22 protein-coding genes are annotated in these 23011 nt (G+C 72.7%); 11 read left to right on the top strand and 11 right to left on the bottom strand.

The genetic code is table 11. The annotated features are described in order from the left end of the window. Positions 1–21: 21 nt before the first annotated feature. Entirely contained in the window at positions 22–1500 is a 1479-nt protein-coding gene (locus tag JQN84_RS14255; RefSeq protein ID WP_204958812.1) for an NCS2 family permease, read from the bottom strand. A gap of 89 nt (positions 1501–1589) precedes the next feature. On the opposite strand from JQN84_RS14255, the gene JQN84_RS14250 reads away from it, so the two are divergent. Beyond that, complete coding sequence (locus tag JQN84_RS14250; protein ID WP_204958811.1) at positions 1590–1853, top strand: DUF2530 domain-containing protein; 264 nt, start codon at positions 1590–1592, stop codon at positions 1851–1853. Between the two features lie 4 nt (positions 1854–1857). Here the strand turns inward: JQN84_RS14250 and JQN84_RS14245 are convergent, their stop codons facing one another. After that, positions 1858–2694 carry a DUF3027 domain-containing protein gene (locus JQN84_RS14245; RefSeq protein WP_204958810.1) on the bottom strand — a complete coding sequence of 279 codons (837 nt, stop codon included), beginning with the start codon at positions 2692–2694 and terminating at the stop codon, positions 1858–1860. A gap of 85 nt (positions 2695–2779) precedes the next feature. On the opposite strand from JQN84_RS14245, the gene JQN84_RS14240 reads away from it, so the two are divergent. Further along, complete coding sequence (locus JQN84_RS14240) at positions 2780–4477, top strand: MFS transporter (protein WP_204958809.1); 1698 nt, start codon at positions 2780–2782, stop codon at positions 4475–4477. Further along, on the top strand, positions 4474–5124 hold the full coding sequence (locus JQN84_RS14235; protein ID WP_204958808.1) for a futalosine hydrolase: 651 nt from the start codon (positions 4474–4476) through the stop codon (positions 5122–5124). Before JQN84_RS14240 ends, JQN84_RS14235 begins: the two co-directional genes overlap by 4 nt. 65 nt (positions 5125–5189) lie before the next feature. Here the strand turns inward: JQN84_RS14235 and JQN84_RS32700 are convergent, their stop codons facing one another. Further along, entirely contained in the window at positions 5190–6164 is a 975-nt protein-coding gene (locus tag JQN84_RS32700) for a GNAT family N-acetyltransferase (protein WP_504739425.1), read from the bottom strand. Positions 6165–6656: 492 nt separating this feature from the next. On the opposite strand from JQN84_RS32700, the gene JQN84_RS14225 reads away from it, so the two are divergent. Continuing rightward, entirely contained in the window at positions 6657–7493 is an 837-nt protein-coding gene (locus JQN84_RS14225) for a 1,4-dihydroxy-6-naphtoate synthase (protein ID WP_204958807.1), read from the top strand. Here the strand turns inward: JQN84_RS14225 and JQN84_RS14220 are convergent. After that, positions 7454–7840 (bottom strand): cold-shock protein, encoded by a 387-nt coding sequence (locus tag JQN84_RS14220; protein WP_088643517.1) that lies wholly within the window; start codon positions 7838–7840, stop codon positions 7454–7456. The genes JQN84_RS14225 and JQN84_RS14220 overlap by 40 nt on opposite strands. Before the next feature lie 29 nt (positions 7841–7869). Beyond that, positions 7870–8493 (bottom strand): HAD family hydrolase, encoded by a 624-nt coding sequence (locus JQN84_RS14215; RefSeq protein WP_204958806.1) that lies wholly within the window; start codon positions 8491–8493, stop codon positions 7870–7872. A gap of 83 nt (positions 8494–8576) precedes the next feature. Here JQN84_RS14215 and JQN84_RS14210 point away from each other — a divergent pair, with 83 nt between their 5' ends. Next, positions 8577–11042 carry a helicase-associated domain-containing protein gene (locus tag JQN84_RS14210; protein ID WP_204958805.1) on the top strand — a complete coding sequence of 822 codons (2466 nt, stop codon included), beginning with the start codon at positions 8577–8579 and terminating at the stop codon, positions 11040–11042. A 30-nt stretch (positions 11043–11072) separates the two neighbouring features. On the opposite strand, the gene JQN84_RS14205 is transcribed toward JQN84_RS14210, so the two are convergent. Beyond that, positions 11073–11324 (bottom strand): fatty acid desaturase family protein, encoded by a 252-nt coding sequence (locus JQN84_RS14205; RefSeq protein ID WP_204958804.1) that lies wholly within the window; start codon positions 11322–11324, stop codon positions 11073–11075. A gap of 153 nt (positions 11325–11477) precedes the next feature. Beyond that, the gene (locus tag JQN84_RS14200; RefSeq protein WP_204958803.1) at positions 11478–12365 is read right to left on the bottom strand and encodes a L,D-transpeptidase family protein; all 888 of its coding nucleotides are present in this window, start codon (positions 12363–12365) and stop codon (positions 11478–11480) included. Positions 12366–12536: 171 nt separating this feature from the next. On the opposite strand from JQN84_RS14200, the gene JQN84_RS14195 reads away from it, so the two are divergent. Together JQN84_RS14195 and JQN84_RS14190 are read left to right on the top strand one after the other, a co-directional pair. Continuing rightward, positions 12537–14216 carry a DNA repair helicase XPB gene (locus JQN84_RS14195; protein WP_204958802.1) on the top strand — a complete coding sequence of 560 codons (1680 nt, stop codon included), beginning with the start codon at positions 12537–12539 and terminating at the stop codon, positions 14214–14216. Between the two features lie 309 nt (positions 14217–14525). Next, positions 14526–14822: a hypothetical protein gene (locus tag JQN84_RS14190; protein ID WP_204925850.1), complete on the top strand. Its 297-nt coding sequence runs from the start codon at positions 14526–14528 to the stop codon at positions 14820–14822. 151 nt (positions 14823–14973) lie between these two features. On the opposite strand, the gene JQN84_RS14185 is transcribed toward JQN84_RS14190, so the two are convergent. Next, positions 14974–15729 carry a TIGR03089 family protein gene (locus JQN84_RS14185; RefSeq protein WP_204958801.1) on the bottom strand — a complete coding sequence of 252 codons (756 nt, stop codon included), beginning with the start codon at positions 15727–15729 and terminating at the stop codon, positions 14974–14976. Between the two features lie 100 nt (positions 15730–15829). On the opposite strand from JQN84_RS14185, the gene JQN84_RS14180 reads away from it, so the two are divergent. Together JQN84_RS14180 and JQN84_RS14175 are read left to right on the top strand one after the other, a co-directional pair. Next, entirely contained in the window at positions 15830–16111 is a 282-nt protein-coding gene (locus tag JQN84_RS14180) for an SCO0607 family lipoprotein (RefSeq protein WP_204958800.1), read from the top strand. 248 nt (positions 16112–16359) lie between these two features. Beyond that, positions 16360–18669: an esterase-like activity of phytase family protein gene (locus JQN84_RS14175; protein ID WP_204958799.1), complete on the top strand. Its 2310-nt coding sequence runs from the start codon at positions 16360–16362 to the stop codon at positions 18667–18669. A gap of 58 nt (positions 18670–18727) precedes the next feature. Here JQN84_RS14175 and ligD (JQN84_RS14170) read toward each other — a convergent pair whose 3' ends face one another. Together ligD (JQN84_RS14170) and ligD (JQN84_RS14165) are read right to left on the bottom strand one after the other, a co-directional pair. Beyond that, complete coding sequence (ligD, locus tag JQN84_RS14170; protein WP_204958798.1) at positions 18728–19636, bottom strand: non-homologous end-joining DNA ligase; 909 nt, start codon at positions 19634–19636, stop codon at positions 18728–18730. Further along, positions 19629–20567, bottom strand: a complete 939-nt coding sequence (gene ligD, locus JQN84_RS14165) for a non-homologous end-joining DNA ligase (RefSeq protein ID WP_204958797.1) — start codon at positions 20565–20567, stop codon at positions 19629–19631. The genes ligD (JQN84_RS14170) and ligD (JQN84_RS14165) overlap by 8 nt, the downstream gene beginning before the upstream one ends. 86 nt (positions 20568–20653) lie before the next feature. Here ligD (JQN84_RS14165) and ku point away from each other — a divergent pair, with 86 nt between their 5' ends. Further along, positions 20654–21655 carry a non-homologous end joining protein Ku gene (gene ku, locus JQN84_RS14160; protein WP_204958796.1) on the top strand — a complete coding sequence of 334 codons (1002 nt, stop codon included), beginning with the start codon at positions 20654–20656 and terminating at the stop codon, positions 21653–21655. A 61-nt stretch (positions 21656–21716) separates the two neighbouring features. On the opposite strand, the gene JQN84_RS14155 is transcribed toward ku, so the two are convergent. Further along, a complete protein-coding gene (locus tag JQN84_RS14155) occupies positions 21717–22109 on the bottom strand; it encodes a PPOX class F420-dependent oxidoreductase (RefSeq protein WP_204958795.1) in 393 nt (130 codons plus the stop codon). 189 nt (positions 22110–22298) lie between these two features. Between JQN84_RS14155 and JQN84_RS14150 the strand changes: the two genes are divergently transcribed. Beyond that, positions 22299–22946, top strand: coding sequence for an FKBP-type peptidyl-prolyl cis-trans isomerase (locus JQN84_RS14150; protein ID WP_281901028.1), 648 nt, complete (start codon positions 22299–22301; stop codon positions 22944–22946). Positions 22947–23011: the final 65 nt, after the last annotated feature.

The following is a 23011-nucleotide window of genomic DNA, read 5'->3' as shown; positions in this document are numbered from 1 at the left end:
GCCCGGAGACCGACGCCGGGACTACAGCACCGCGGACTCGATCGGTCCACGCAGGAAGTAGAGCACGAAGAGCACCGCCACCGCGTAGAGCAGCGGATGGACCTCCCGCGCCTTCCCCTTGGCCAGCTTGAGCACCACGTAGCTGATGATGCCCGCGCCGATGCCGTTGGAGATCGAGTAGGTGAACGGCATCAGGGTGATGGTGAGGAACGCCGGGATCGCGATCTCGTAGTCGGTCCAGTCGATGGTCCGCACCGCGGTCATCATCAGGAACCCGACCACCACCAGCGCCGTCGAGGCCGCCTCGAACGGCACCACCGTCGCCAGCGGCGACAGGAACATCGCCAGCAGGAACAGGGCGCCGGCGACCAGGTTGGCCACCCCGGTCCGGGCACCCTCCGCGACCCCCGAGGCACTCTCGATGTACGACGTGTTGCTGGAGACGCTCGCCGCGCCACCCGCCGCCGCGGCGATCGAGTCGACCAGCAGGATCTCCTTCGCCCGGGGCGGGGTGCCCTGCTCGTCGAGCATGTCCCCCTCCTGGCCGATCGCGACCATCGTGCCCATCGTGTCGAAGAAGTCCGTGATCAACAGGGTGAAGACGAACATCAGCGGGATCAACCAACCCGCCCGGCTCCACGAGCCCAGCACGTTGAAGTTGCCCAGCAACGACAGGTCGGGGATGTCCACGATCCGCTCGGGCAGCTTCGGCACGTTCAACGACCAGCCGTCCGGGTTGGGCTTGCCGTCGACGAACGACGGACCCACCTTGGCGACCGCCTCCACGATGATCGCCAGCACGGTCGAGGCCAGGATGCCGATCAGGATCGCGCCGCGCACCCGGCGCACCACCAGCACCAGCGTCACCAGCAGGCCGACCACGAAGACCAGCATCGGCCAGCTGACGATCTTGCCGTTGATGCCGAGCCCCACCGGCACGGTGGTGTTCGCCGCGTCCGGCACCCGCCTGACGAAACCGGCGTCGACCAGGCCGATGATGGTCAGGAACAACCCGATGCCGACCCCGATCGCGGTCTTGAGCTGCGTCGGGACCGAACGGAACACCGCCGTACGCAGGCCGGTGAGCACGAGGATCGCAATGAGCACACCCTCGATCACCACCAGCCCCATCGCGTCCGCCCAGGTCATCTGCGGGGCGATCTCGAACGCGACGAGCGCGTTCACCCCCAGACCGGCGGCCAACGCCATCGGGAACCGCCCGACGACCCCCATCAGGATCGTCATCAGGCCCGCCACCAGCGCGGTCGCGGCGGCCAGGGCGGGAATCGAGAGCTTCTTGCCGTCACCGTCGGCGGCCCCGCCCAGGATCAGCGGGTTCAGTACCACGATGTACGCCATCGTGAAGAAGGTCGCCAGGCCACCGCGTACCTCGCGGCTCATCGTCGAGCCACGGGCGGAGACCTCGAAGAACCGGTCGAAACCGTTCCGGGGTTGAGCGGGATCAGAGGGAATGCCGTTGTCCGGCGGCGCAATGGCCATCAGGTCCTCGCTAATGATCTACCGTTGTCGCGCGCATCGTCCCAGATCAGCGGCGGGCCGGGAAAGTACTTCGCGGTACGCTTCTGCCCGTGCCGCAGGAGCAACCACCCCGACCCGAGCCCCTCGACCCGCCGATGGTCCCGTTCGCGGTGGCCGGGCTGATCGCCTGGGCGGTTGCCGGCCTGTTCCTGCTGGTCTTCTTCCGTGACTGGCTCACCGAACACGGTCACCAGGACTGGCTCTGGACCTGCCTGGCCGGGTTCCTGTGGGGCTTTCCCGGTCTGGCCACGATGATGCGGCACGACGCCCACCGCCGCCGCCGACGGCAATCCACCCCCGGGGCTGACCGGTAGCTGGTCAGGCGGGGTCGGGCGACTCCACAGGCGCCGGCCCGTCGGCCGGGGACGCGCCGTCCACCGTCATCGACTCGACCGCGCTGTCGTCGTACACCGTCGGAAGCTCGTCGATCGCCGGCTCGGGAGTCTCCACCAGGGTCTCCGAGTGCGCGCCGCAACCGTGGTCGGCGCTGACCACCCGACCGTCGTCCGGGGCGTAGAAGTTGCCGCAGGCCCCGAACGCCAGCCGGAGCGCACCGGCGAGCGGCAGGTAGAAGCCGCAGGTGCCGCAGCGGGCCGACGCGGGGGCGGCGGTGGAGATCGCCGCCGACGGACCATGGTCGCCGTCGTACCAGCGTTGGGCCGCCTCGGCCCGGCCCTCCCGGGACAGCACCCGGGGGCGGCCCAGGCCCAGCTCCCAGGAGGTCTCCTCGACCGCCGGGTCGTCGGAGAGCAGGTAGCCGGGGGCGAGCCGGTCGTCGTCGGACGGGGTGGGCAGCAGGTCACCGGGGCCGAGGTCACCCGGCTGGAGCCGTTCCTGCCAGGGCAGCCAGCCCGGCGCGAGCAGCGCGTCGGAGCCGGGCAGCAGCACCGTCTCACAGACGGTGACCTGCCGGCTGCGCGGCACCCGGGTGACCGTCACCGCCCAACGCCAGCCCCGGTAGCCACCGAGCAGGCATTCGAAATAATGGGTGACGACCCGGTCGCCCTCGGCGACGGCCCGCAGGTGGTCGCCGACGTCGGTGGGCTCCACCTCGGTGATGGCGTCGCGGGCCACCTCGACGGCAGCGGCGCAGACCTGGTCGAGGCGGGCGGCACGGGCGGGAGCGGGCCTGGTCACCCGACCATTGTTCCCCATGCGCGCCGCGCACCGACAGGCACTCCCCGAGTGAGTCTTCCCCGTGGTGCGGCGTACCTGGAGCAGATGGGCAAGGATGGTGCACATGCCGCTGTTCTCCCGCTCCGGGTCGTCCGTACTGGGACGGACCGTCGGCACCGGCATCCGTGCCACCCGCCTGCTGCTGCGCAGCTCGGTCAGCGGCGGACGCTGGGTGACCCGCCGCGCCGGCTCGGCCCGCGCCCGGGGTGCCGGCGGCGAGGCCGGCATGGTCCGCCTGTTCGACCTGCACGCCGTCTCCTGCGCCGGCGACACGTTGATCGCCATCGGGCTGGCCGGGACCATCTTCTTCGACGTCCCGCTCGGCGAGGCCCGCAGCAAGGTCGCGCTCTACCTGCTGGTCACGATGGTGCCGTTCGCCATGCTGGCTCCCGTGGTCGGCCCGCTGCTCGACCACTTCCGACACGGCCGCCGGTACGCTCTCGCCACCACCATGCTCGGCCGGGCCTTCCTCGCCTGGCTGATCTCCGACTACCTCGGCAGCCTCGGGCTCTATCCGGCGGCGTTCGGCGTGCTGGCGCTCTCCCGGGCCTACGGGGTGGCCCGCTCCGCCGCCGTACCCCGGTTGCTGCCCGAAGGGCTCGGGTTGTCCCAGGTGGGGGCGCGGGCCAGCGTCTACGGCACGGTGGCCGGGGCACTGGTGGCCCCGCTGGGACTGGCGGCGTTCTGGTTGGGGCCGCAGTGGCCGCTGCGGGTCGCCTCGGTCATCTTCCTGGTCGGCATGGTGATCGCGCTGCGGCTGCCACCCCGGGCGGACTCGGAGCCGCCCGAGCGGGTGCCCCGGCCGCTGCGGGCACTGCGCCGCAAGGGCGACCGTCCGCTGGGCCGGGGGCGGCCGGCGGGCCGGCTGGTGATCGCCACCCTGATCGGGGCGGCAGGGCTCCGCGCGCTCTACGGCTTCCTCCTGCTCTTCCTGGCGTTCGCGCTGAAGAAGGGAGACCTGACCAACGACCTGTTCGGCCGGGAGCTCAACGACCAGGCGGCGCTGGGTCTGATCGGTGGCGCGCTGGCGGTCGGCGGTTTCCTGGCCACCGCGGTCGGCACCCGGCTGCGCATCCACCGGCCGGCGGCGATCCAGTCCAGCACGATGATCATCGTGGCCGGGGTGGGCATCCTGACCGTGTTGAAGTTCTCACTGCCCATGGTGGCGCTGTTCTGCCTGGTCGCCGCCCTGTCCAGCGGGATAGCCAAGCTGGCCGTCGACGCCTCGATCCAGGAACGGATTCCCGAACGGCTGCGGGCCAGTTCCTTCGCCCACTCGGAAACCGTCCTGATGCTCGCCTTCGTCGCCGGAGGCGGGCTCGGTCTCGTCCCGTTCGAGGGCCGGATCGGCATCGCGGTCGCCGCCGGGGTGGGTGTCCTCGCCGCCGTCCGGGGGGTCGTCGTCGCCGGTCGGCTCCGCGCCCAGCGGCTGCTCGGCCGGCCGCTGACCGACGAGGAACTGGCCGCCCAGGACCAGGCCGACGATGCCGCCACCGCGGCCCGTCGCGCCCGCCGCGCCCGCCGCGACCCCGCCGACCCGACCGACCCGGGCGACGGTACGGACGGGGCCGCCGACGACGCGGCGGCCGAGGCGGCGGCCCGTGCCGCACCGACCTCACCGGCACCGAGCGGAGCGGGCGACCCCGGGCGTTCCGGCGACGGGCTGGCCCCGCCCGGCTACCACATCTACCGGCCGTCGTCAGCCGTCCCGGGCAGCGGCGTCGACGACGAGCGGCGGCAGTCGCCGGGGTCGGTGCCGTGACGGGTCTGCTGGTGCTGACCGCCGTGCCGGCCGAGGCGGAGGCCGTCCGGGCCGGGCTGACCGACCCGACGGTCACCGTCCGGGCGCTGGGCGTCGGCCCCGCCGTGGCCGGCGCCACCACCGCCCGGATGCTGGCTCTGGCCGAGGCCGCCGGCCGCCCGTACCGAGCCGTGGTCAGCGCCGGGATCGCCGGCGGTTTCGCCGGCCGCGCCCCGGTCGGCGCCACGGTGCTCGCCTCCCGCAGCGTCGCCGCTGACCTCGGGGCCGAATCCCCGACGGGCTTCATCCCCGTCGACGAACTGGGCATGCCCCCGGAACTGCTCGGCGGCGGCCCCACCATCGACGTCGACCCGGCGCTGCTTCACGCGTTGCGCTCCGCCCTCCCGCAGGCGGTCGTCGGGGCGGTGCTGACGGTCAGCACGGTCACCGGCACCGCCGCGAGCACCGCCATCCTCGCCGACCGGCACCCCGACGCGGTGGCCGAGGCCATGGAGGGGTACGCCGTGGCGGTCGCCGCCACGCAGGCCGGCCTCCCCTTCGCCGAGCTGCGTACCGTCTCGAACCCGGTCGGTCCCCGGGACCGCGACGGGTGGCGGATGCGGGAGGCGTTCACCGCCCTGACCGAGGCGGCCCGCGCGCTGTCCTGAGGCGCACCCGGGGCGACGGCCGGGTGGCTACGGCGGTCGGGGCGGGCTATGGCCGAGGGGGCGGGCTATGGCGGACGGGATGGCCGGGGCGCGGGGCCGGCCGGGCGTTCCAGGGTCATGGCGAGGGGACGAGCGGACGCGACCCGGAAACCGCAGGCCGACAGGAAGCGGATGGCGATGTGGTTCTCGACCACCGTGTGGACCAGGCCGATGCCCGTCTCGTCCATCCGCTGCGCCATGGCCACCATCAGCCGGGCACCGATGCCGATCCGGCGGTGCCCGGCCGCGACCAGCACCCCGTCGAGTACGAGTTCACGCGGCCAGTCCCAGTCGTCCCCATGGGCCAGGCGCAGGTCACGCTCGTGGGCGCGCAGCTCCCCCAGGAGGGTGCCGTCGGGCAACTCGGCCACGAACCGCCAGGCCGTCGCCGGCCGCCCGTCACCCTCCACCCACCGGACCCTGGTGTCCCGACGCACCCGCTCCGCCGCCCGCCGCCGGTCCCGGTACCCCCGGTTCCGTTCGTACGCCGCCGGCGGCAACCGCAGCGGCCAGAGCGGGGGCGGCAGGTTGTACCAGTCCGCCCACCAGGCACCCGGCCAGTCCTTCGGCTCCCGCACCGGCCAGACGTCGAGGTGGGCCGGATAGCGCCGCCCGGCGGTGTCCCGCAGATCATCGTGCGGCACCGGCGGGAGCGAGCAGGTCACCTCGGTGGCCGACGCCGTGATCGAGACTTCGTTCGAGACTTCGTTCGGGGCTGCGTTCGGGGCGGCGGTCGGGGCAGCGGTCGGGATCGTGGTCGGGCCCGCCGTCGACGCTGGCCTGCCCGGCAGTGCGACCCTCAGGGTCCCACCGACCGCCCGCACCAGTCGCTCGACCGTGTGGAACCGTGGGTCGGTCGCCCTGCCGGACTCGATCCGGGCAATGGTCGCCTGGGGCACCCCTGAACGCCGGGCCAGCTCCCGCTGGCTCAGGTCGGCCTCGCGGCGCAGTGCCCGAACCGTCCGGCCCAGGTCGGCCAGCGGGGCTTCCTCCCTCGTCACCCCGCCATGCTCCCGTTGCGTCGACACGGTTTCAACAGCCCCACCCGGGGCTGTGGATAACCCTGTGGAAACCCGCTGGAGCTGGGGACAAACTATCGAGGTCGCGTCCTTTCGAGCTGATGACCTCACCGAATCACCCGGACCACCGAATCACCCGGACCACCGGACCACCGGACCACCGGACCACCGGGAAGCCAACCACCCAGCGGGGCGGATGCCCAGACGCGCGAGCCGGCTTCTGAATCGCTGACGTCGTCAGATCGAAAGGACGCGTAGGAGTACTCCTCGCCCGCCCAGGGCTGCCCGGATCTCGATCCCGGGCGACGCGCGGAAGGGGGACGGAGCAGACATTAAGCGGCCCGCTCACCGCTCACCGCCCGCCGCCCGCCGCCCGCCGCTCACGGTGCGCCGCCCACCGCCCACCGCTGGCCGCCACCGATCGCCGCAGACGGTGTGGATGTCGTCGGCAGAGGGCCGGGTTACCGTGGGGTCGTGGCGCTCTCCCTGGCGATCTCGCCCTGCCCCAACGACACGTTCGTCTTCGACGCACTGGTGCACGGCCGGGTACCGGGCGCGCCACCGGTCGAGGTGACCTTCGCCGATGTCGACGTCACCAACACCGCCGCCGAACGCGGCGCCTTCGATCTGGTGAAGGTCAGCTACGCCGCGCTCCCCTGGCTGCTCGACGACTATCACCTGCTGCCCTGCGGCGGTGCGCTCGGCCGTGGCTGCGGCCCCCTCGTGCTCACCCGTGCCGACGCCGACCGGGTCGACCTGGGCGGGGCCACGGTGGCGGTGCCCGGTGACCGGACCACTGCGTACCTGCTGTTCCGGCTCTGGTCGGCCGGGCAGCCGCCGGCCCGCATCGAAATCGTGCCGTTCCACGAGATCATGCCGGGCGTCGCAGCCGGTCGGTACGACGCCGGGCTGGTGATCCACGAGGCCCGGTTCACCTACCACCGGCACGGGCTGACCGCGCTGGTGGACCTGGGTGAGTGGTGGGAGTCCGACACGGGCCTGCCCATCCCGCTCGGGGCGATCCTGGCCCGCAAGGGCGCGGTCGACCCGGTGGCCGCCGCCGGCTGGATCCGCGAATCGGTACGCCAGGCGTGGGCGGACCCTGCGGCCAGCCGGGAGTACGTGCTCGCGCACGCGCAGGAGATGGAGCCCGACGTGGTGGACCGGCACATCGGCCTCTACGTCAACGAGTTCACCGCAGACCTGGGGGACGCGGGGTTCGCCGCCGTGGAGGCGCTGCTGGGCCGGGCCGCCGACGCCGGGCTGGTGCCTCAGACCTCCAGCTCGCGGGCCACCGCGTGGACCAGCTGAGCGATCTTCTGCGCGGTCTTCTTGTCGGGGAACCGGCCCCGGCGCAGATCCGGCTGGACCTTCGCCTCCAGCACCTTGATCATGTCTTCGACCAGGCCGTGCAGTTCCTCGGCCGGCCGACGGCGCAGCTCGGCCATGGACGGCGGCGCGTCCAGCAGCTTGACCCCCATCGCCTGGGCGCCGCGCCGGCTGTCCACCACGCTGAAGTCGACCCGTTGCCCACCCTTGAGGTCGGTGACACCTGCCGGCAGCGCGCCCTTCGGCAGGAACACGTCGCCACCCTCGTCACTGGTGACGAACCCGTATCCCTTGGCCGCGTCATACCACTTCACTCGCCCCGTCGGCACCTTGGAGACCCCTGCTTCACTCGATACGTCTACTGCTCCAAGGCTAGCCCGATGATCCGGTCGAGCGCCGCCGGGAATCCGGTGAGGTCGTCGAGCACCACCTGTGCACCGGCCGCGCGCAGTTCGTCCGCCGGGCAGGGGCCGGTGGCCACGCCCACGCCCGGGATGCCTGCCGCCCCGGCCGCCACCATGTCCGCCACGTGGTCACCGACGTAGAGCGCGGCCCCGTGCTCCCGTAACGAGGTCGCCTTCTGCTCGGCGAAGAGGTCGCCGGCCAACTCGTCGACCGCCAGCCCGAGGTGGTCCAGGTGCAGCCGGGCCAACCGGCCGATCTTGGAGGTGACGACCATCACCCGGCCGCCGTGCGCGTGCACCGCGTCGACCGCCTCCCGGGCGCCGGGCATCGGTACCGACGGGGTGATCGCGTACGCGGGGTACAGCTCCCGGTAGAGCGTCACCGCCTCCTCGACCCGTTCGGCCGGGAACCAGTGGGCGAGTTCGGTGCGCAGCGGCGGGCCGAGCCGGGACACCGCCAGCTCCGCGTCGACCGGCACCCCCGTACGGGCGGTGAGCTCCCGGTAGGCGGCGGCGATGCCGGGGCGGGAGTCGATCAGGGTCATGTCGAGGTCGAACCCGACCATCAGCGCGGACATGCTGCGAAGGTACCCGGACAGGTCGCCCGAGCCGGACGTCCGGGCGGCGGGATCGGGCGGCAGCGGGCTAGCGTGGAACGACGATGACCACCTCACTCGCCGACCAGCTGCGCGCGCTGCCCGACGAGGCGCTCGCCGCACTGCTCCAGTTGCGGCCCGACCTCGTCGTGCCGGTGCCGGCCGACGTCTCCGCGCTCGCCCTGCGGGCCGAGTCGCGGGTGTCGGTCGCCCGTGCCCTCGACGGGCTGGACCAGTTCACCCTCCAGATCCTCGACGCCGCCCGGTTGACCCGGCACGCCTCGGACGGCACCACCTCCACCGAGGCGGTCCTCGCCCTGGCCGCCGCCGGGCCGCACCCGCCCGCCCCGGCCACGGTCCGTGGCGCGCTCGACCGGCTCCGCGCCCGGTTCCTGCTGTACGGCCCGGAGCAGGCGCTCCAGGTCACCGGCAGCGTCGACGAGCTCGCCCCGTACCCGGCGGGCCTGGGCCGGCCGGCCGAGGAGCTGGACCTGCGGGCGGCGGCGCTCTGCGCGGACGCCGCGAAACTGCGCCGTACGCTGCTCGCCGCGCCCCCGTCGGCGCGGGCGATCCTGGACCGGCTCGCCGCCGGTCCACCGGTCGGCAGCGTGCCGCCCGGATCGCTGCAGGCGCCGGCGCTCGGCGCGGAGGACGACGTGCCGCCCGACCCGACCAACGGTGGCGCCCCGACCGGGTCGCCGGTGCGCTGGCTGGTCGAGGCCCGGCTGCTGGTGGCGGTCTCCGCCGGGACGGTCGAGCTGCCCCGCGAGGTGGGGCTGCTGCTGCGCCGGGACACCGGCCCGCTCGGGCCGCTGCGGATCGACCCGCCGCCGGTCGCGGCGCCGCCGCGGGAAGCCAAGGCCGTCGACTCCGCCGGGGTCGGGCAGACCATGGAGGTGGTACGGCACACCGAGGCGCTGCTGGAGGCGCTGACCGCCGAGCCGGCACCGGTGCTGCGTTCCGGCGGGATCGGGGTACGCGACCTGCGCCGGCTGGCCCGTACGGTCTCCCTGGACGAGTCGACGACCGCGCTGCTGGTCGAGGTGGCGTACGCGGCAGGTCTCCTCGGTGAGCTGGACCTGCCCGCCGCCGCCAGCCGGTACGGCGGCGAACAGCAGGTGCTGCCCACCGGCGCGTACGAGGTGTGGCGGGCGGTGTCGCTGGCCCACCGCTGGGAGCAGTTGGCCCGCGCCTGGTTGACGATGAGCCGGCAGGCAGGTCTGGTGGGGCAGCGTGACGACCGGGACCGGCCGATCAGCGTGCTCTCCGCCGAGGCGGAGCGGGCCGGTGCGCCGGCCGCCCGCCGGGCGGTGCTCGGGGTGCTGGCCGAGCTGGAACCGGCCACCGCCCCGACCGCCGAGGAGGTGCTGGCGCTGCTCGACTGGCGGGCCCCCCGGCGCAGCCGGGGTCGGGAGGCCGCGCACCGGGAGGTGCTGACCGAGGCGGCCCGGCTGGGGGTGACCGGCCTCGGCGCGCTCACCGCGTACGGGCGGCTGCTGCTCGCCGATGTGACGGACACCGACGAGCGGGGTGGCGACGACCCGCTGGGGTTGCGTGCCGACACCGACGGTGGTGACTCGTCGGGCACGGTCCGGGCGCTGGATGCCCTGCTCCCCGCCCCGGTCGACCATTTCCTGGTGCAGGCCGACCTGAGCGTGGTGGTGCCCGGCCCACCCGATCCGACGTTGGCCGCCGAACTGGAGACGGTGACCGAGCCGGAGTCGGCGGGTGGGGCCAGCGTGCACCGGGTCACCACGGCCAGCGTCCGGCGGGCCCTGGACTCCGGCTATACGGCCGACGACCTGCACGACCTGTTCCGGCGGCGGTCGCGGACCCCGATCCCACAGGGGTTGACCTATCTGGTGGACGACGTGGCCCGTCAGCACGGTGGGCTGCGGGTCGGCTCCGCCGGCGGGTACGTGCGCAGCGACGACGAGGCGCTGCTCGCGGAGGTGCTGGCCGACCGGCGGTTGACGGCGTTGGCGTTCCGCCGGCTGGCCCCGACGGTGCTGTGCACCCCGTACCAGGTGGGGCGGATGCTGACCGCGCTGCGTGACGCCGGGTACGCCCCGGTGCCGGAGGACGCCACCGGCACGACGGTGCTGGCCCGGCCCCGGGTGCGACGGGCCCCGACCCGGGTGCCGTTGACCGGGCGGGCGGTGGACCCGCTGGCCACGCCCCGGTTGGCGCTGCCCCGGCTGCTCGGTGTGGTGGAGCAGATCCGGCGGGGCGAGGCGGCGGCGCGGGCGGCCCGGCGGGCCCCGGCAGTGGTCCGTGGTGGTGCGGCCCGCGCGGCGGCCGGCCCGCTGCCCGCGCACGGTCACGCCGAGGCGCTGGCGGTGCTCCAGCAGGCGGTCCGGGACAAGGCGCTGGTCTGGGTCGGCTATGTCGACGCGCACGGGGCGACGCTGTCCCGGCTGCTGCGCCCGGTGTCGATCGGTGCCGGCTACCTGCGTGCCGAGGACGAGCGGACCGAGATGCTGCACACCTTCGCCCTGCACCGGATCACCGCGGCCGTCCGGGAGGAGTGACCGTTCGGCAGCCCCGTCAGTCGTTGCGACTCAGCGGCGGCTGCGGCGTACGGTGCCGATGACCGAGACGATGAGCAGCAGGGCGAACCCCGTGCCGGCGGCCTCGCCGACCGAGTCGATGAAGCCCTGCCGTTGCACCAGCCAGCCGAAGAGGAACCAGCCGACGACGGCGATCCCGGCGACGGCGTACCCGACCATGGTGGCCGTGGACACCTCGTCGGTCGGTGTCACCCGGTCGCCGTTCGACGCGTCCTCGGCGATCATCTCGTGATCGACGGTCATCCCAGCCCTCCCACCCCGTCCGGCCCCCGACTTCCAGGGTGGCACCCGGTCGCCAGGACGGACAGGGGGAAATACCCCCGATCCGGCCCCTATGGACAACTACCGACGGGCCGACGGCGAGACGGGCAGGGTGGGACGGATGGGACGGACGGCTCAGGTGCCGGGGCGGCGGCCGACCAGGACCACCCGGGAGCCGACCTTGCCCAGTTCCCACCAGCGCACCGCGTCGGTGTGCAGCAGGTTGACGCAACCGTGCGAGCCGATCCCCGCGTTGTGCAGGTAGGTGGTGGTCTCGTGGAAGCCGATCCCGCCGTTGAAGCGCTGCCAGTAGGGCAGCCACACCTCGTACGGGTTGGACCATTCCTTCAGGTTGCGCAGGTTCACCTTGTACGTGCCGGCGGGGGTGGCGTACCCGGCCATCCCGGTCCGGGTGACGGTGGGCTTGGCGACGACCTTGCCGTCGCGCATCACCCAGGTGGTCTGCCGGGTCAGGTCCACACAGAAGGTGGTGCCGGAGCCGGCGGAGCAGCGCTTGACGTCGGTGGTGGCCAGTCGCTTCGCCACGTCGAGCGTCAACGGGCCGGCGCGACCCTCGGCCGGGCGGATGTCGTACCGCTGCTGGAACTTCTTGATCGCGGCGCAGTCGGCGTCGGTCTGCCGGCCGTCCACGGTGACGGTGCCGAACCCACCCAGCCGGGCCAGGTACGTCTCCACCTCACGCTGGTGTTCACCCTGCTGGCAGCGGGTCAGGTTGGACTTCTGCGGGACGCGCGGCCGGTGCCCGGTCGACGCCTTCGGGGTCTTGGTGGCGCGGACCTCCGGTTGTGGCTTCTTCCGGGGCCGGGGCTTCGTGTCGGACCCGGTCAGCTGGTCGGGCAGGGAGGAGGCACCCGCCCCCGTTACCTGTTCCGCACTGCCGACCGGGGCGAGCCCTCCTCCTGTGCCACCCGGATCGGCCTGCGGCACGGACGCACACCCACCGGCGCCGACCAGCATGACCATGGCCAGGGCGACGACCCGGGCTCTGTGGCGGACCTGCATCGTGTGCCTCCCCGGGTTGGTCGTCCCACTGGTAGACGCGTGCGCTCTGGGAAACGTTGCACCCATTGCGAAGATTTTCTGGCAGTCTCCCACCCCCGTGCAACACTGGATGGTCGACCTGCGGCGGGATTCGCCGCCGGTCGGGGAATCCGGCCGAGGAGGGGACCTGGCGTGAGCGGTGGACCACTGATCGTGCAGTCCGACAAGACGCTGCTGCTGGAGATCGACCACCCGGACGCGCAGTCCTGCCGGATGGCGATCGCCCCCTTCGCCGAGTTGGAGCGTTCCCCGGAGCACGTGCACACCTACCGGCTCACCCCGTTGGGGCTGTGGAACGCCCGCGCCGCCGGCCACGACGCCGAGGCCGTGGTCGACGCGCTGCTGAAGTTCTCCCGCTATCCGGTGCCGCACGCCCTGCTGGTCGACGTGGCCGACACGATGGACCGGTACGGCCGGCTCCAGCTCGCCAACGACCCGGCGTACGGCCTGGTGCTGCGGGGGCTGGACCGGATGGTGCTGATCGAGGTCGCCAAGAGCAAGAAGCTCGCCGGCATGCTCGGCGACAGGATCGACGACGACACGATCCGGGTGCACCCGTCGGAGCGGGGTCGACTCAAGCAGGCGCTGCTCAAGCTGGGCTGGCCGGCGGAGGACCTGGCCGGGTACGTCGACGGTGAGGCGCACCCGATCGAGCTGACCGAGGCCGGCAAGGACGGTGGCAAGCCGTGGACGCTGCGGTCGTACCAGCGGGAGGCGGCGGAGGCGTTCTGGGCCGGCGGGTCCGGGGTGGTGGTGCTGCCGTGCGGGGCGGGCAAGACCATGGTCGGCGCGGCGGCGATGGCCGAGGCGAAGGCGACCACGCTGATCCTGGTCACCAACACGGTCGCCGGCCGGCAGTGGAAGCGGGAGCTGATCGCCCGTACCTCGCTCACCGAGGAGGAGATCGGGGAATACTCCGGCGAGCGCAAGGAGATCCGTCCGGTCACCATCGCCACGTACCAGGTGCTCACCTCGCGGCGCGGCGGCGCGTTCACCCACCTGGACCTGTTCGGGGCCCGCGACTGGGGCCTGGTCGTCTATGACGAGGTGCACCTGCTGCCCGCGCCGATCTTCCGGTTCACCGCCGACCTCCAGGCCCGCCGCCGGTTGGGCCTGACCGCCACCCTGGTCCGCGAGGACGGCCGGGAGGGTGACGTGTTCAGCCTGATCGGCCCCAAGCGGTACGACGCGCCGTGGAAGGACATCGAGTCGCAGGGTTGGATCGCCCCGGCCGAGTGCACCGAGGTCAGGGTCACCCTGACCGACGCGGAGCGGATGTCGTACGCGACGGCGGAGGCCGAGGAGCGTTACCGGATGGCGGCGACCGCCCGGACGAAGCTGCCGGTGGTGAAGGCGCTGGTCGGCCGGCACCCCGACGACCAGGTGCTGGTGATCGGGGCGTACATCGACCAGTTGCACCAGCTCGGGGAGTACCTGGACGCGCCGATCATCCAGGGTTCCACCACCAACAAGGAGCGGGAGCGGCTGTTCGACGCGTTCCGCTCGGGTGAACTGCGCACGCTGGTCATCTCGAAGGTCGGCAACTTCTCCATCGACCTGCCCGAGGCGGCGGTGGCTATCCAGGTGTCCGGCACGTTCGGCTCCCGGCAGGAGGAGGCGCAGCGGCTGGGCCGGGTGCTCCGGCCGAAGGCCGACGGCCGGCAGGCGCACTTCTACACGGTGGTCTCCCGGGACACCATCGACACCGAGTACGCCGCGCACCGGCAGCGCTTCCTCGCCGAGCAGGGGTACGCGTACACGATCGTGGACGCCGACGACGTCCTCGGCCCGAGGCTCCCCACGGTCGACTGACCTGCGCCGGCGGGGTGCCGGCAGCCGGTCGCGGCAGGCGTGCCCCACGCGCGGGGCGACTGCGGCCGGTCGGGGGTGCGCTGGTCCCTCGCGCGCCCGGGTCTGGTTGCGTCGCTCCTCTCGTTCTGCGTGCGGCGGGGGGTGGGTGGTCCCTCGTGCGTCCTTTAGAGCTGATGACGTCAGCGATTCGGCCGGCGTTTCCGCGACTCGCCCAGCCGGGGCTCGTCCCGCCCGACAGGCGGTCGTCTCCCCCGGCGGGTACGGTGTCCACAGTCGACAGTTGACACCGGCACGTCGAAGGGGATCCGAGTGAAGCGCCGAATTCTGCACGTCCTGACGATCGCGGTCGTCGCCGTCCCGGGGACCGCCGTGGCCGCCGCCCCGGCCTCGGCCAGCGACGCGCCCGGTTTCCTCTGCAACCTCACCCAGAACACCTGGCTGCGCACGGCACCGCACGGCCAGGTGTTGCGCACCCTGACCGCCGGGCGTGGGTTCCGCTGGCACGGCCAGGGCTGGTCCGAGGACAACGACACCTGGATCTACGGCCACGGTGCCGAGGACCCGTCCCTGGACGGCTGGGTCCCCGCCGGCAACACCACCTGCTGACCGAACCGCCGAGCAATCCCCTGGGTCGACCCCGGGACAGCGGCCGACCCAGGCCCGGTGATCAAGAGGTTTGCGTCAATCTGAAGATCAAAGTTGACGCAAACCTCTTGATCACCGGGGGAAACGGGGTCGGCGGCGGGTGCGGGCGGGGTTAGAGGGTGCGGGTTATGTGTTCGGTGGAGATGCGGGCAGCCGATCTGGTGGGGTCGGGGTTGGCGCAGATGACCACGGAGGCGCCGGCTGCCAGCGGGGCGAGCAGCCACTTCACCGGCTGCTCGTGTTCGGCGGCGTCGACCAGCAGGCGGTCGCCGGGACGCAGGTCGAGTTGGGTGGCGACCTCCTTCGCCAGGCGTCCCCAGACGGCGTAGGTCGTGCCGTCGGGGGTGGCCGGGGCGGCGGGGTGGACGGCCCCGTAGTCGGGCGGGGTGTCGGTGTGCCGCAGCACCTCGGCGGACCAGTCGAGCCACCCCACCGGCACGTCGGTCAACGCCCCGGGGCGGGTGCCGACGAGGTAGCGGTGCACCCCGTCGGGCACGTCCTCCAGCCAGTCGTCGAGGCGTTCCGGGGTGACGAACACCGCGTCGTACGCCAGATCGCCGCCCGGTTCGAGGACCGGCAGGCCGGCGGTGGCGCGCGGCCGGAACGACACCGCCATGCCCACCGACCAGGCCCCTAGCAACACCGCAGCGGTACGCCAGTGCGGCGGCAGCAGCACCGCGACCCGGCTGCCCGGCCCCAGCCCGCACCCGTCGCGCAGCAGACCGGCGGTACGCGCCGCCCAGCCACCGAGCTGACTCGCGGTCAGCGCGGTCCGCTCGCCCGTCGCGTCGTCGTAGTAGGTCAGCAGTGGCAGGTCGACCTGTTCGGGCGCATCGGTCGACGGGGTGACGGCGAGGTGGGCAGCCATCGGTCCTCCTGTCCGGACGAAACGCCCCACCCTACCGATCCGGGAAGAGTTGAGTACGCGTGCGCATGACAGCGTCGCCCGCCGCGACAAGACTCGACCCATGCGAACGAGGGTCATGATCATCCTTGCCGGAGTGGGCCTGAGCGGGCTGCTGTTGACCAGCGGCTGCGGCTATCGGGAGAGCATCTGCAGCGACGGCGAGTACCCGGCGATCGCGGTGGGCGGGCAGGGCGGCAGCGCCTGCTTCCCCGACGGCCAGGAGCCGACCGCCCCCTACGTCCGCTACCCGCAGGGCAAGGTCCCGCAGCACGTCGACGACGAGTGGGACGTCTACTGGCGGGACCACGGCATCGACGCGAACGGCGTCATCATCGACCGGTGAACCGGTCGGCCTGTCATCGGGCGGTGACCCGGTCAGCCCATTGCCGCGTGGTGGCCGGGTGGACCGTCATCGATCGGCGACCGGGTCGGCCCCGCCCGGCCACCGCCTTGACCGGGGAAGACCGGCCGAAACGACGAGGCCCGCGAGCCAGCTCACCGCCGGCCCGTCGCCGGCCGTTAACCCGCTGGTCGACCTGCGCTCGGTCACGCCTGCCAGCCTCCGTCCGAATCGAAACGTTCGGAGGAGCAGTGACAGCGAGAAGAGTGTTCGCCTCGACAGTGGTGACCGGCCTGACGGTGGCCACCCTGACCGTGCCCGGCAGCGCCGTCGCCGCCCAGGGTTACCCGGACCGGAAGCTCAACTTCGACCGCACCGCCACCTACCCGGTGTTCCAGAACCGGCCCGAAGGCGAGGACCCGGCCACCGCCACGGTCGCCGAGATCTCCGCGGTCAGCCCGAACGGCCGTACCCTGGTCTACACCGACGCGGCGGCCCGGCGGATCGGCTTCCTCGACATCGGCCGGCCGGACCAGCCGCGCGGCCTCGGCACCCTCTCCCTGGCCCAGTTGGGCGACGCCGAGGACGAGCCGACCTCAGTGGCGGTCGTCGGCCGGTGGGTGCTGGTCGTGGTGAACACCAGCGCCAGCTACACCGCCCCCTCCGGCCGCCTCGACGTGATCGAGCTGGCCACCCGGCAGCGGGTGCGCAGCATCGACCTCGGCGGGCAGCCCGATTCCATCGCGATCAGCCACGACGAGCGGTACGCGGCGATCGCCATCGAGAACGAGCGGGACGAGGACGCCACCCCACCCGGTCACAAGAAGGGTGACCTGCCACAGGCACCCGCCGGTTTCGTCCAGCTCATCGACCTCGACGGGAAGACGACGCCGCAGCGGTGGAAGCTGCGTACCGTCGCATTGACCGCGCCCGACGGCCGGGCGTTGCCGGTGCTGGCCGCCGCCGGGATCACCGAGCCCACCGACCCGGAACCCGAGTACGTCTCGATCAACGGGCGTAACCAGCTCGCGGTCACCCTTCAGGAGAACAACGGCGTCGTGCTGGTGGACGTGCCGACCGGCCGGATCACCCGGGCGTTCAGCGCCGGCACCGCCTCGGTCAGCGGCATCGACACGGTCAAGGACGGCCGGATCGACCTGACCGGCTCGATCACCGACGTCCCCCGTGAGCCGGACGCGGTCGCCTGGATCAACGACCGTTACCTGGCCACCGCCAACGAGGGTGACTGGCGGGGCGGCACCCGGGGCTGGTCGGTCTTCGACAGCCGGACCGGCCAGGTGGTCTGGGACGCCGGCAACACCTTCGAACGGCTGGCCGTCCGCTACGGGTTGCACAACAACGACCGGGCCGCCAAGAAGGGCACCGAGCCGGAGGGCGTGGCGATCGCCGAGTACCACGGCGTGCGGTACGCGTTCGTCGGGTCGGAACGGAGCAACTTCGTCGCCGTCTACGACCTCACCCGGCCCACCGCCCCGGTGCTGCGCCAGGTGCTGCCCGCCACCAACGGCCCGGAGGGGCTGCTCCCCATCCCCTCCCGGGACCTGCTCGCGGTCTCCAGCGAGACCGACGACGCCTCGGTGGGCGTCCGCGCCTCGGTGTCGCTCTACCGGTTGGGTGCGGACAAGCCGGGCTTCCCGAGCTTCGTCTCGGCCGACGACGCCTCGGGCGCGCCGATCGGCTGGGGGGCGCTCGGCGCGCTGTCCGCCGTGCCGGGCCAGCCACAGCAGCTCTACACCGTCACCGACGCCGCGTACACCCCGACCCAGATCCTGAGCGTCGACACCCGGAAGTCGCCGGCCGTGATCACCGGGTCGACGACCGTGACCGATGCCGCCGGCAAGCCGGTCGGATACGACACAGAGGGGATCTCCGCCCGACCGCAGGGCGGTTTCTGGCTGGCCGTCGAGGGCGCCAAGGGCAGCGAGAACAGGCTGGTCCGGCTGAACGGGGACGGGCGTACCGAGCAGACCGTGCCACTGCCGGCGGAGATCGCCGCCGGGCTGGGCAAGCAGGGCTTCGAGGGGGTCACCGCGAGCACCGACCGGCACGGCCGGGAGATCGTCTGGGCGGTGCTCCAGCGCGAGGTGGCCACCGACCCGACCGGTGTCGTCCGGATCGGCCGGTACGACGTGGCCGCCGACAGTTGGAGCTGGTTCGGCTACCGGCTGGAGGGCACCACCGTCCCCGGTGACTGGATCGGGCTCTCCGAGATCACCGTGGTCGGTGACCGGCTCGCCGTGATCGAACGGGACAAGCTCAACGGGCCGGCCGCCGCCGTCAAGCGGATCTACACGGTGCCGCTGCCGACCGGTCCGGCCGCCGCCGGCCCGCTGACGGTGCTGCCCAAGACCCTCGCCGTCGACGTGCTGCCGGCGCTGCGGGCCACCAACGGCTGGACCCAGGAGAAGCTGGAAGGGCTGACCGTCGGCGGTGACGGTCAGGTCTACGCGATCACCGACAACGACGGCGTACTCGACGCCACCGGGGAGACCGTGCTGCTGCGCCTCGGCACGTACCGGAAGGTCTTCGGGGTCCGCTGACCCGACGTCCCGGCCGACCCGCCGCAGCTCACGCGAGTCGGCCGGGACGTCACTCGGCTCATGCGGGCAGCGTCGGGCCGCCGTCGAGCAGCGGGGCGAGCAGGTCGCCGGACTTCTCCACCCGCCGCAGCACCTCCCCGGCGGTGTACGGCTTCGCCGCCGGCCGTTTCCCCGCCGCCCCCGACTCGACCTCGTCCCAGGTCAGCGGGGTGGACACCGCCGGCACCGCCTGCGCCCGCAGCGAGTACGGCGCGACTGTCGTCTTCGCCGCGTTGTTCTGACTCCAGTCGATGAAGACCTTCCCGGGCCGCAGGTTCTTCGCCATCCGCGACACGACCAGCTTCGGGTGTTCCTGCTCCAACTCCTGGGCGATCCGCTTCGCGTAGTCGGAGACGACGTCGGCGTCCTGGGTGGCGCTGATCGGGCAGCAGAGCTGCATGCCCTTCTTGCCGGAGGTCTTCGGGTACGCCGTGACCCCGTCGAGGGCGAGCCGGTCGCGCAGCAGGACCGCCACCCGGCAGCACTGCGGCAACCCCGCCGGCGGGCCGGGATCGAGGTCGACGACCATCAGGTCCGGGTGGGTGCCGATCCGCCACTGCGGGGTGTGCAGTTCGAGGGCGGCGAGATTCGCCAGCCAGACCAGGGTGGGCAGGTCGTCGGCGACCACGTAGTCGATGGTCTCCCGACCCTTGCTCGACCCGGGCACGGGCAGCGTCTCGGTGCGTACCCAGGCGGGGGTGGCGGCCGGGGCGTTCTTCTCGAAGAACGAGCCGCCGGTGACGCCGTTGGGGAAGCGGATCCTGGTCAACGCCCGGTCGGCCAGGTGCGGCAGCAGCACCGGGGCGATCCGGGTGTAGTAGTCGATCACCTCGCCCTTGGTGAAGCCGGCCTCCGGAAAGAGCACCTTGTCCAGGTTGGACAGCTCCAACGCCCGGCCGTCCACCTCCACCTTCACCCGCTCAGGCATCCTCCACCTCCCCGGGCGGCTTGTCGGGGCGCAGCCGCAGCACCCGGGGGAACCGTAGCCGCCCGTCCGGGGTGCGCTGGCCGTATCTGACCTCCACCACGATCCGGGGGGTCACCCAGATCGCGCCCCGGGCGTCCTCGCGCGGCAGGTCCCCGGCGAACGGCGACCCGGCGGCGCGCAGCGGTTCGAGCTGGCCCAGCAGGTCCCGTTCCAGGGCCGCGCCGATCCCGCCACCGACCCGCCCCCGGTAGGTGAGCCGACCGTCGGGGCCGGGCACCCCGACCAGCAGCCCACCGATCCTGCGCGCGCCGGGCCGCCAGCCGCCGATCACGAAGTCGGCTGTCACCTCCAGTTTGACCTTGACCCAGTCCGGCGAACGCACCCCGGGCCGGTAGACCGAGTCGGCCCGCTTGGCCAGCACCCCCTCCAGGCCGTGTTCCCCGGCCGCCTGGTAGGTCGCGGCACCGTCGGTGAAGCAGGGGGGCACCGCCCACCGGGCCGCGCCGAGCCCCAGGCCGTCGAGCGCCGCCCGCCGTTCGTGGTACGGCCACCCGGTGAGATCCTCGCCCCGCAACCGCAACACATCGAAGATCATGTACGTGACCGGGATGGTCGCCGCCAGCCGGGCCGCCTTCGCCCGCTCCCGCACGTGCATCCGCTCGGCGAGGGCGGTGAACGAGGGCTGCCCGGCCGGGTCGAACAGGACCACCTCACCGTCGAGCAACGCGTCGTCGACCTGCTCGGCCAGCGTCACCAGTTCCGGGTACGCGGCGGTGATCTCCACACCGGAGCGGGCGAACAGGTGCGGATGGCCGCCTGTCAGGTCGGCGAGCGCGCGGACCCCGTCCCACTTGAACTCGTACGCCCAGCCGGCACCCACCGGGAGCGGCCCGGTCATCGCGAGCATCGGCTTCAACGGAGCGCCGGGCACCTGTCCGACTGTAGTTGCGCACGGAAGCACGTGCGGGGGCTTCGATCGTTTGCGATCCTGGTCAGGTCGGGGAGAGGAGCATCGGGATGCGGGCGATCTGGAAGGGAGCCGTGTCGTTCGGGCTGGTCTCGATCGGGGTGAAGCTCTACTCGGCCACCGAGGAGAAGGACATCCGGTTCCACCAGGTGCACCGCGACGACGGCGGCCGGATCCGCTACAAGCGCACCTGCTCGGTCTGCGGCGAGGAGGTGAGCTACGACGACATCGCCAAGGGCTACGACCTGGGTGGTGGCGAGCTGGTGATCCTCACCGACGCCGACTTCGCCGACCTGCCGCTGACCAGTTCCCGGGCGATCGACGTGCTGGAGTTCGTCCCCGCCGAGCAGGTCGACCCGATCCTCTACAACAAGGCGTACTTCCTGGAGCCGGAGGGGACCGCCACCAAGCCGTACGTGCTGCTGCGCGACGCGCTGGCCGACTCGGAGCGGGTGGCGATCGTCAAGGTAGCGCTGCGCCAGCGGGAACAGTTGGCCACCCTGCGGGTCCGTGACGGGGTGCTGCTGCTCAACACGATGCTCTGGCCCGACGAGGTGCGTACCCCCGACTTCGGTTTCCTCGACGAGGACCTCAAGGTCCGCCCGCCGGAGCTGGCGATGGCCGCCTCGCTGATCGACTCGATGGCCGGGGAGTTCCGGCCGGACGCCTTCACCGACGACTACCGGGCGGCGCTGCAGGAGGTCATCGACGCCAAGGTGGAGGGCCGTGAGGTGGTCCAACCGGCGGAGGAGGAGGCGACGCCGGCCGCCGCGGTGGACCTGATGGCGGCGCTGAAGGCGTCCGTGGAGCGGGCCCGGGTGGCCCGGGGCGAGACCGGGGCCGGCGAGCCGACACCGATCTCGTCGGCCCGGTCGGCCAAGCAGGCGGCGAAGAAGACCACCGCCGGTAAGACCACCCCGAAGAAGACCCCGGCCACGAAGGCGGAGCCGGCGAAGAAGACCGCCGCGAAGAAGGCCACCGAGAAGAAGGCCACCAAGTCCCCTGCGAAGAAGACCACCGGGAAGAAGGCCGCCCCGCGCCGCAGCGCCTGAGCGGCGGACCCGCCCGACGCCCGGCGCGACGGTGGGCCGTCCGCCGGGCGTCGGGCGTCGGTCAGCCCCGGCCGAGCTTCTCGGTGGGGGTGATCCGGACGATCACCCGCTCCTCGTCGGGCTGCCGGAACGGATAGGTGTCCTGCCCGAGGTACTTCTTCGCCAGCCGGTCGATGTGCGCGTCGGCACCCTCGGTGACGAACTCGGCGGTGCCCTTCACCCAGAGGGTGCGGAAGTCGTCGGCCCGGTCGACCACGGAGACCGCGACCACCGGGTTGCGGGCGATGTTGTGGTATTTCTGCCGCCCCTTGGCGGTGTTGAACAGGATGTGCTCGCCGTCGACGTCCACCCAGACCGGGGTGACGTGCGGGGTGCCGTCCGCCTCGATGGTCGCCACGTGGGCGAGCTGCGGCTCGGCGAGCAGGGCCTTGTCGTCGTCGGTGAGGATCGCCATGGTCGAGAACCTACCGCCGGTCGGCTCCCGGCACCCGGAAAGAACGGCATGTGCCGGCACGACCCGGCCCGTTCGGGGACACCACGGGCGGGCGACGGCCCACCCTCGGCATCGATCCGGGTACCGTGTGCGCTGGCCACGGAACCGGGTCGCCGGGCCGGCCACCCACATCAGCAGGGAGTCGAGGACGTGAGCGAGCGTACGGAGAACCGTTCGGCGGGCCAGGGTCAGGCCCCGGAGACGAAGGCACAGCGGCGACTCGCCGCCCAGTTGGCGGCGCAGAAGGCCGCCGAGAAGCGCAAGCGCCGCCAGGCGTGGCTGGGCGCCGTCGCCGGCGTGGCCGTCATCGCGGTGATCGTCGGGGTGTTCGTGGTGGTCCGCAACGGCGAGAAGGACGACCCGAAGCCGGCGGCGGCACCGGCCGGCTGCACGGGTGACTTCCCCAAGCTGCCCGACGGGGCCGACCAGGCGCTGTGCACCAAGCCGCAGGCCACCAAGGGCGAGGGCGAGCTCACCGGGCTCAAGGCCACCCCGCTGATCCGGGGCACCGGCCCGGCCGCCCAGGCCGGCCAGCAGATCACCGTGAACTACGTGGGTGTGTCGTACAAGACCGGTGAGGAGTTCGACGCCTCCTGGAAGCGGTCCGAGCCGTTCACCTTCGGCCTCGGCCAGGGCAACGTCATCCCCGGCTGGGACCAGGGCATGCAGGGTCAGACCGTGGGCAGCCGGGTCCAGCTCGACATCCCCGCCGACCTGGCGTACGGCGACACGCCGCAGCGTCCCGGCGCGCCTTCCGGCCCGCTGCGGTTCATCGTCGACGTGCTGGCGGTGCAGTAGACCACACGGGTCTTCCGGCCGGCACCCACCGGCAGTAGGTTCGGGGTCACCGTGAGCGGCCGGTC

It is taken from the genome of Micromonospora humidisoli (assembly GCF_016900955.1).
GTDB classification, from domain to species: Bacteria; Actinomycetota; Actinomycetes; order Mycobacteriales; family Micromonosporaceae; genus Micromonospora; species Micromonospora wenchangensis.
This window is presented reverse-complemented; position numbering and strand designations above follow the sequence as displayed.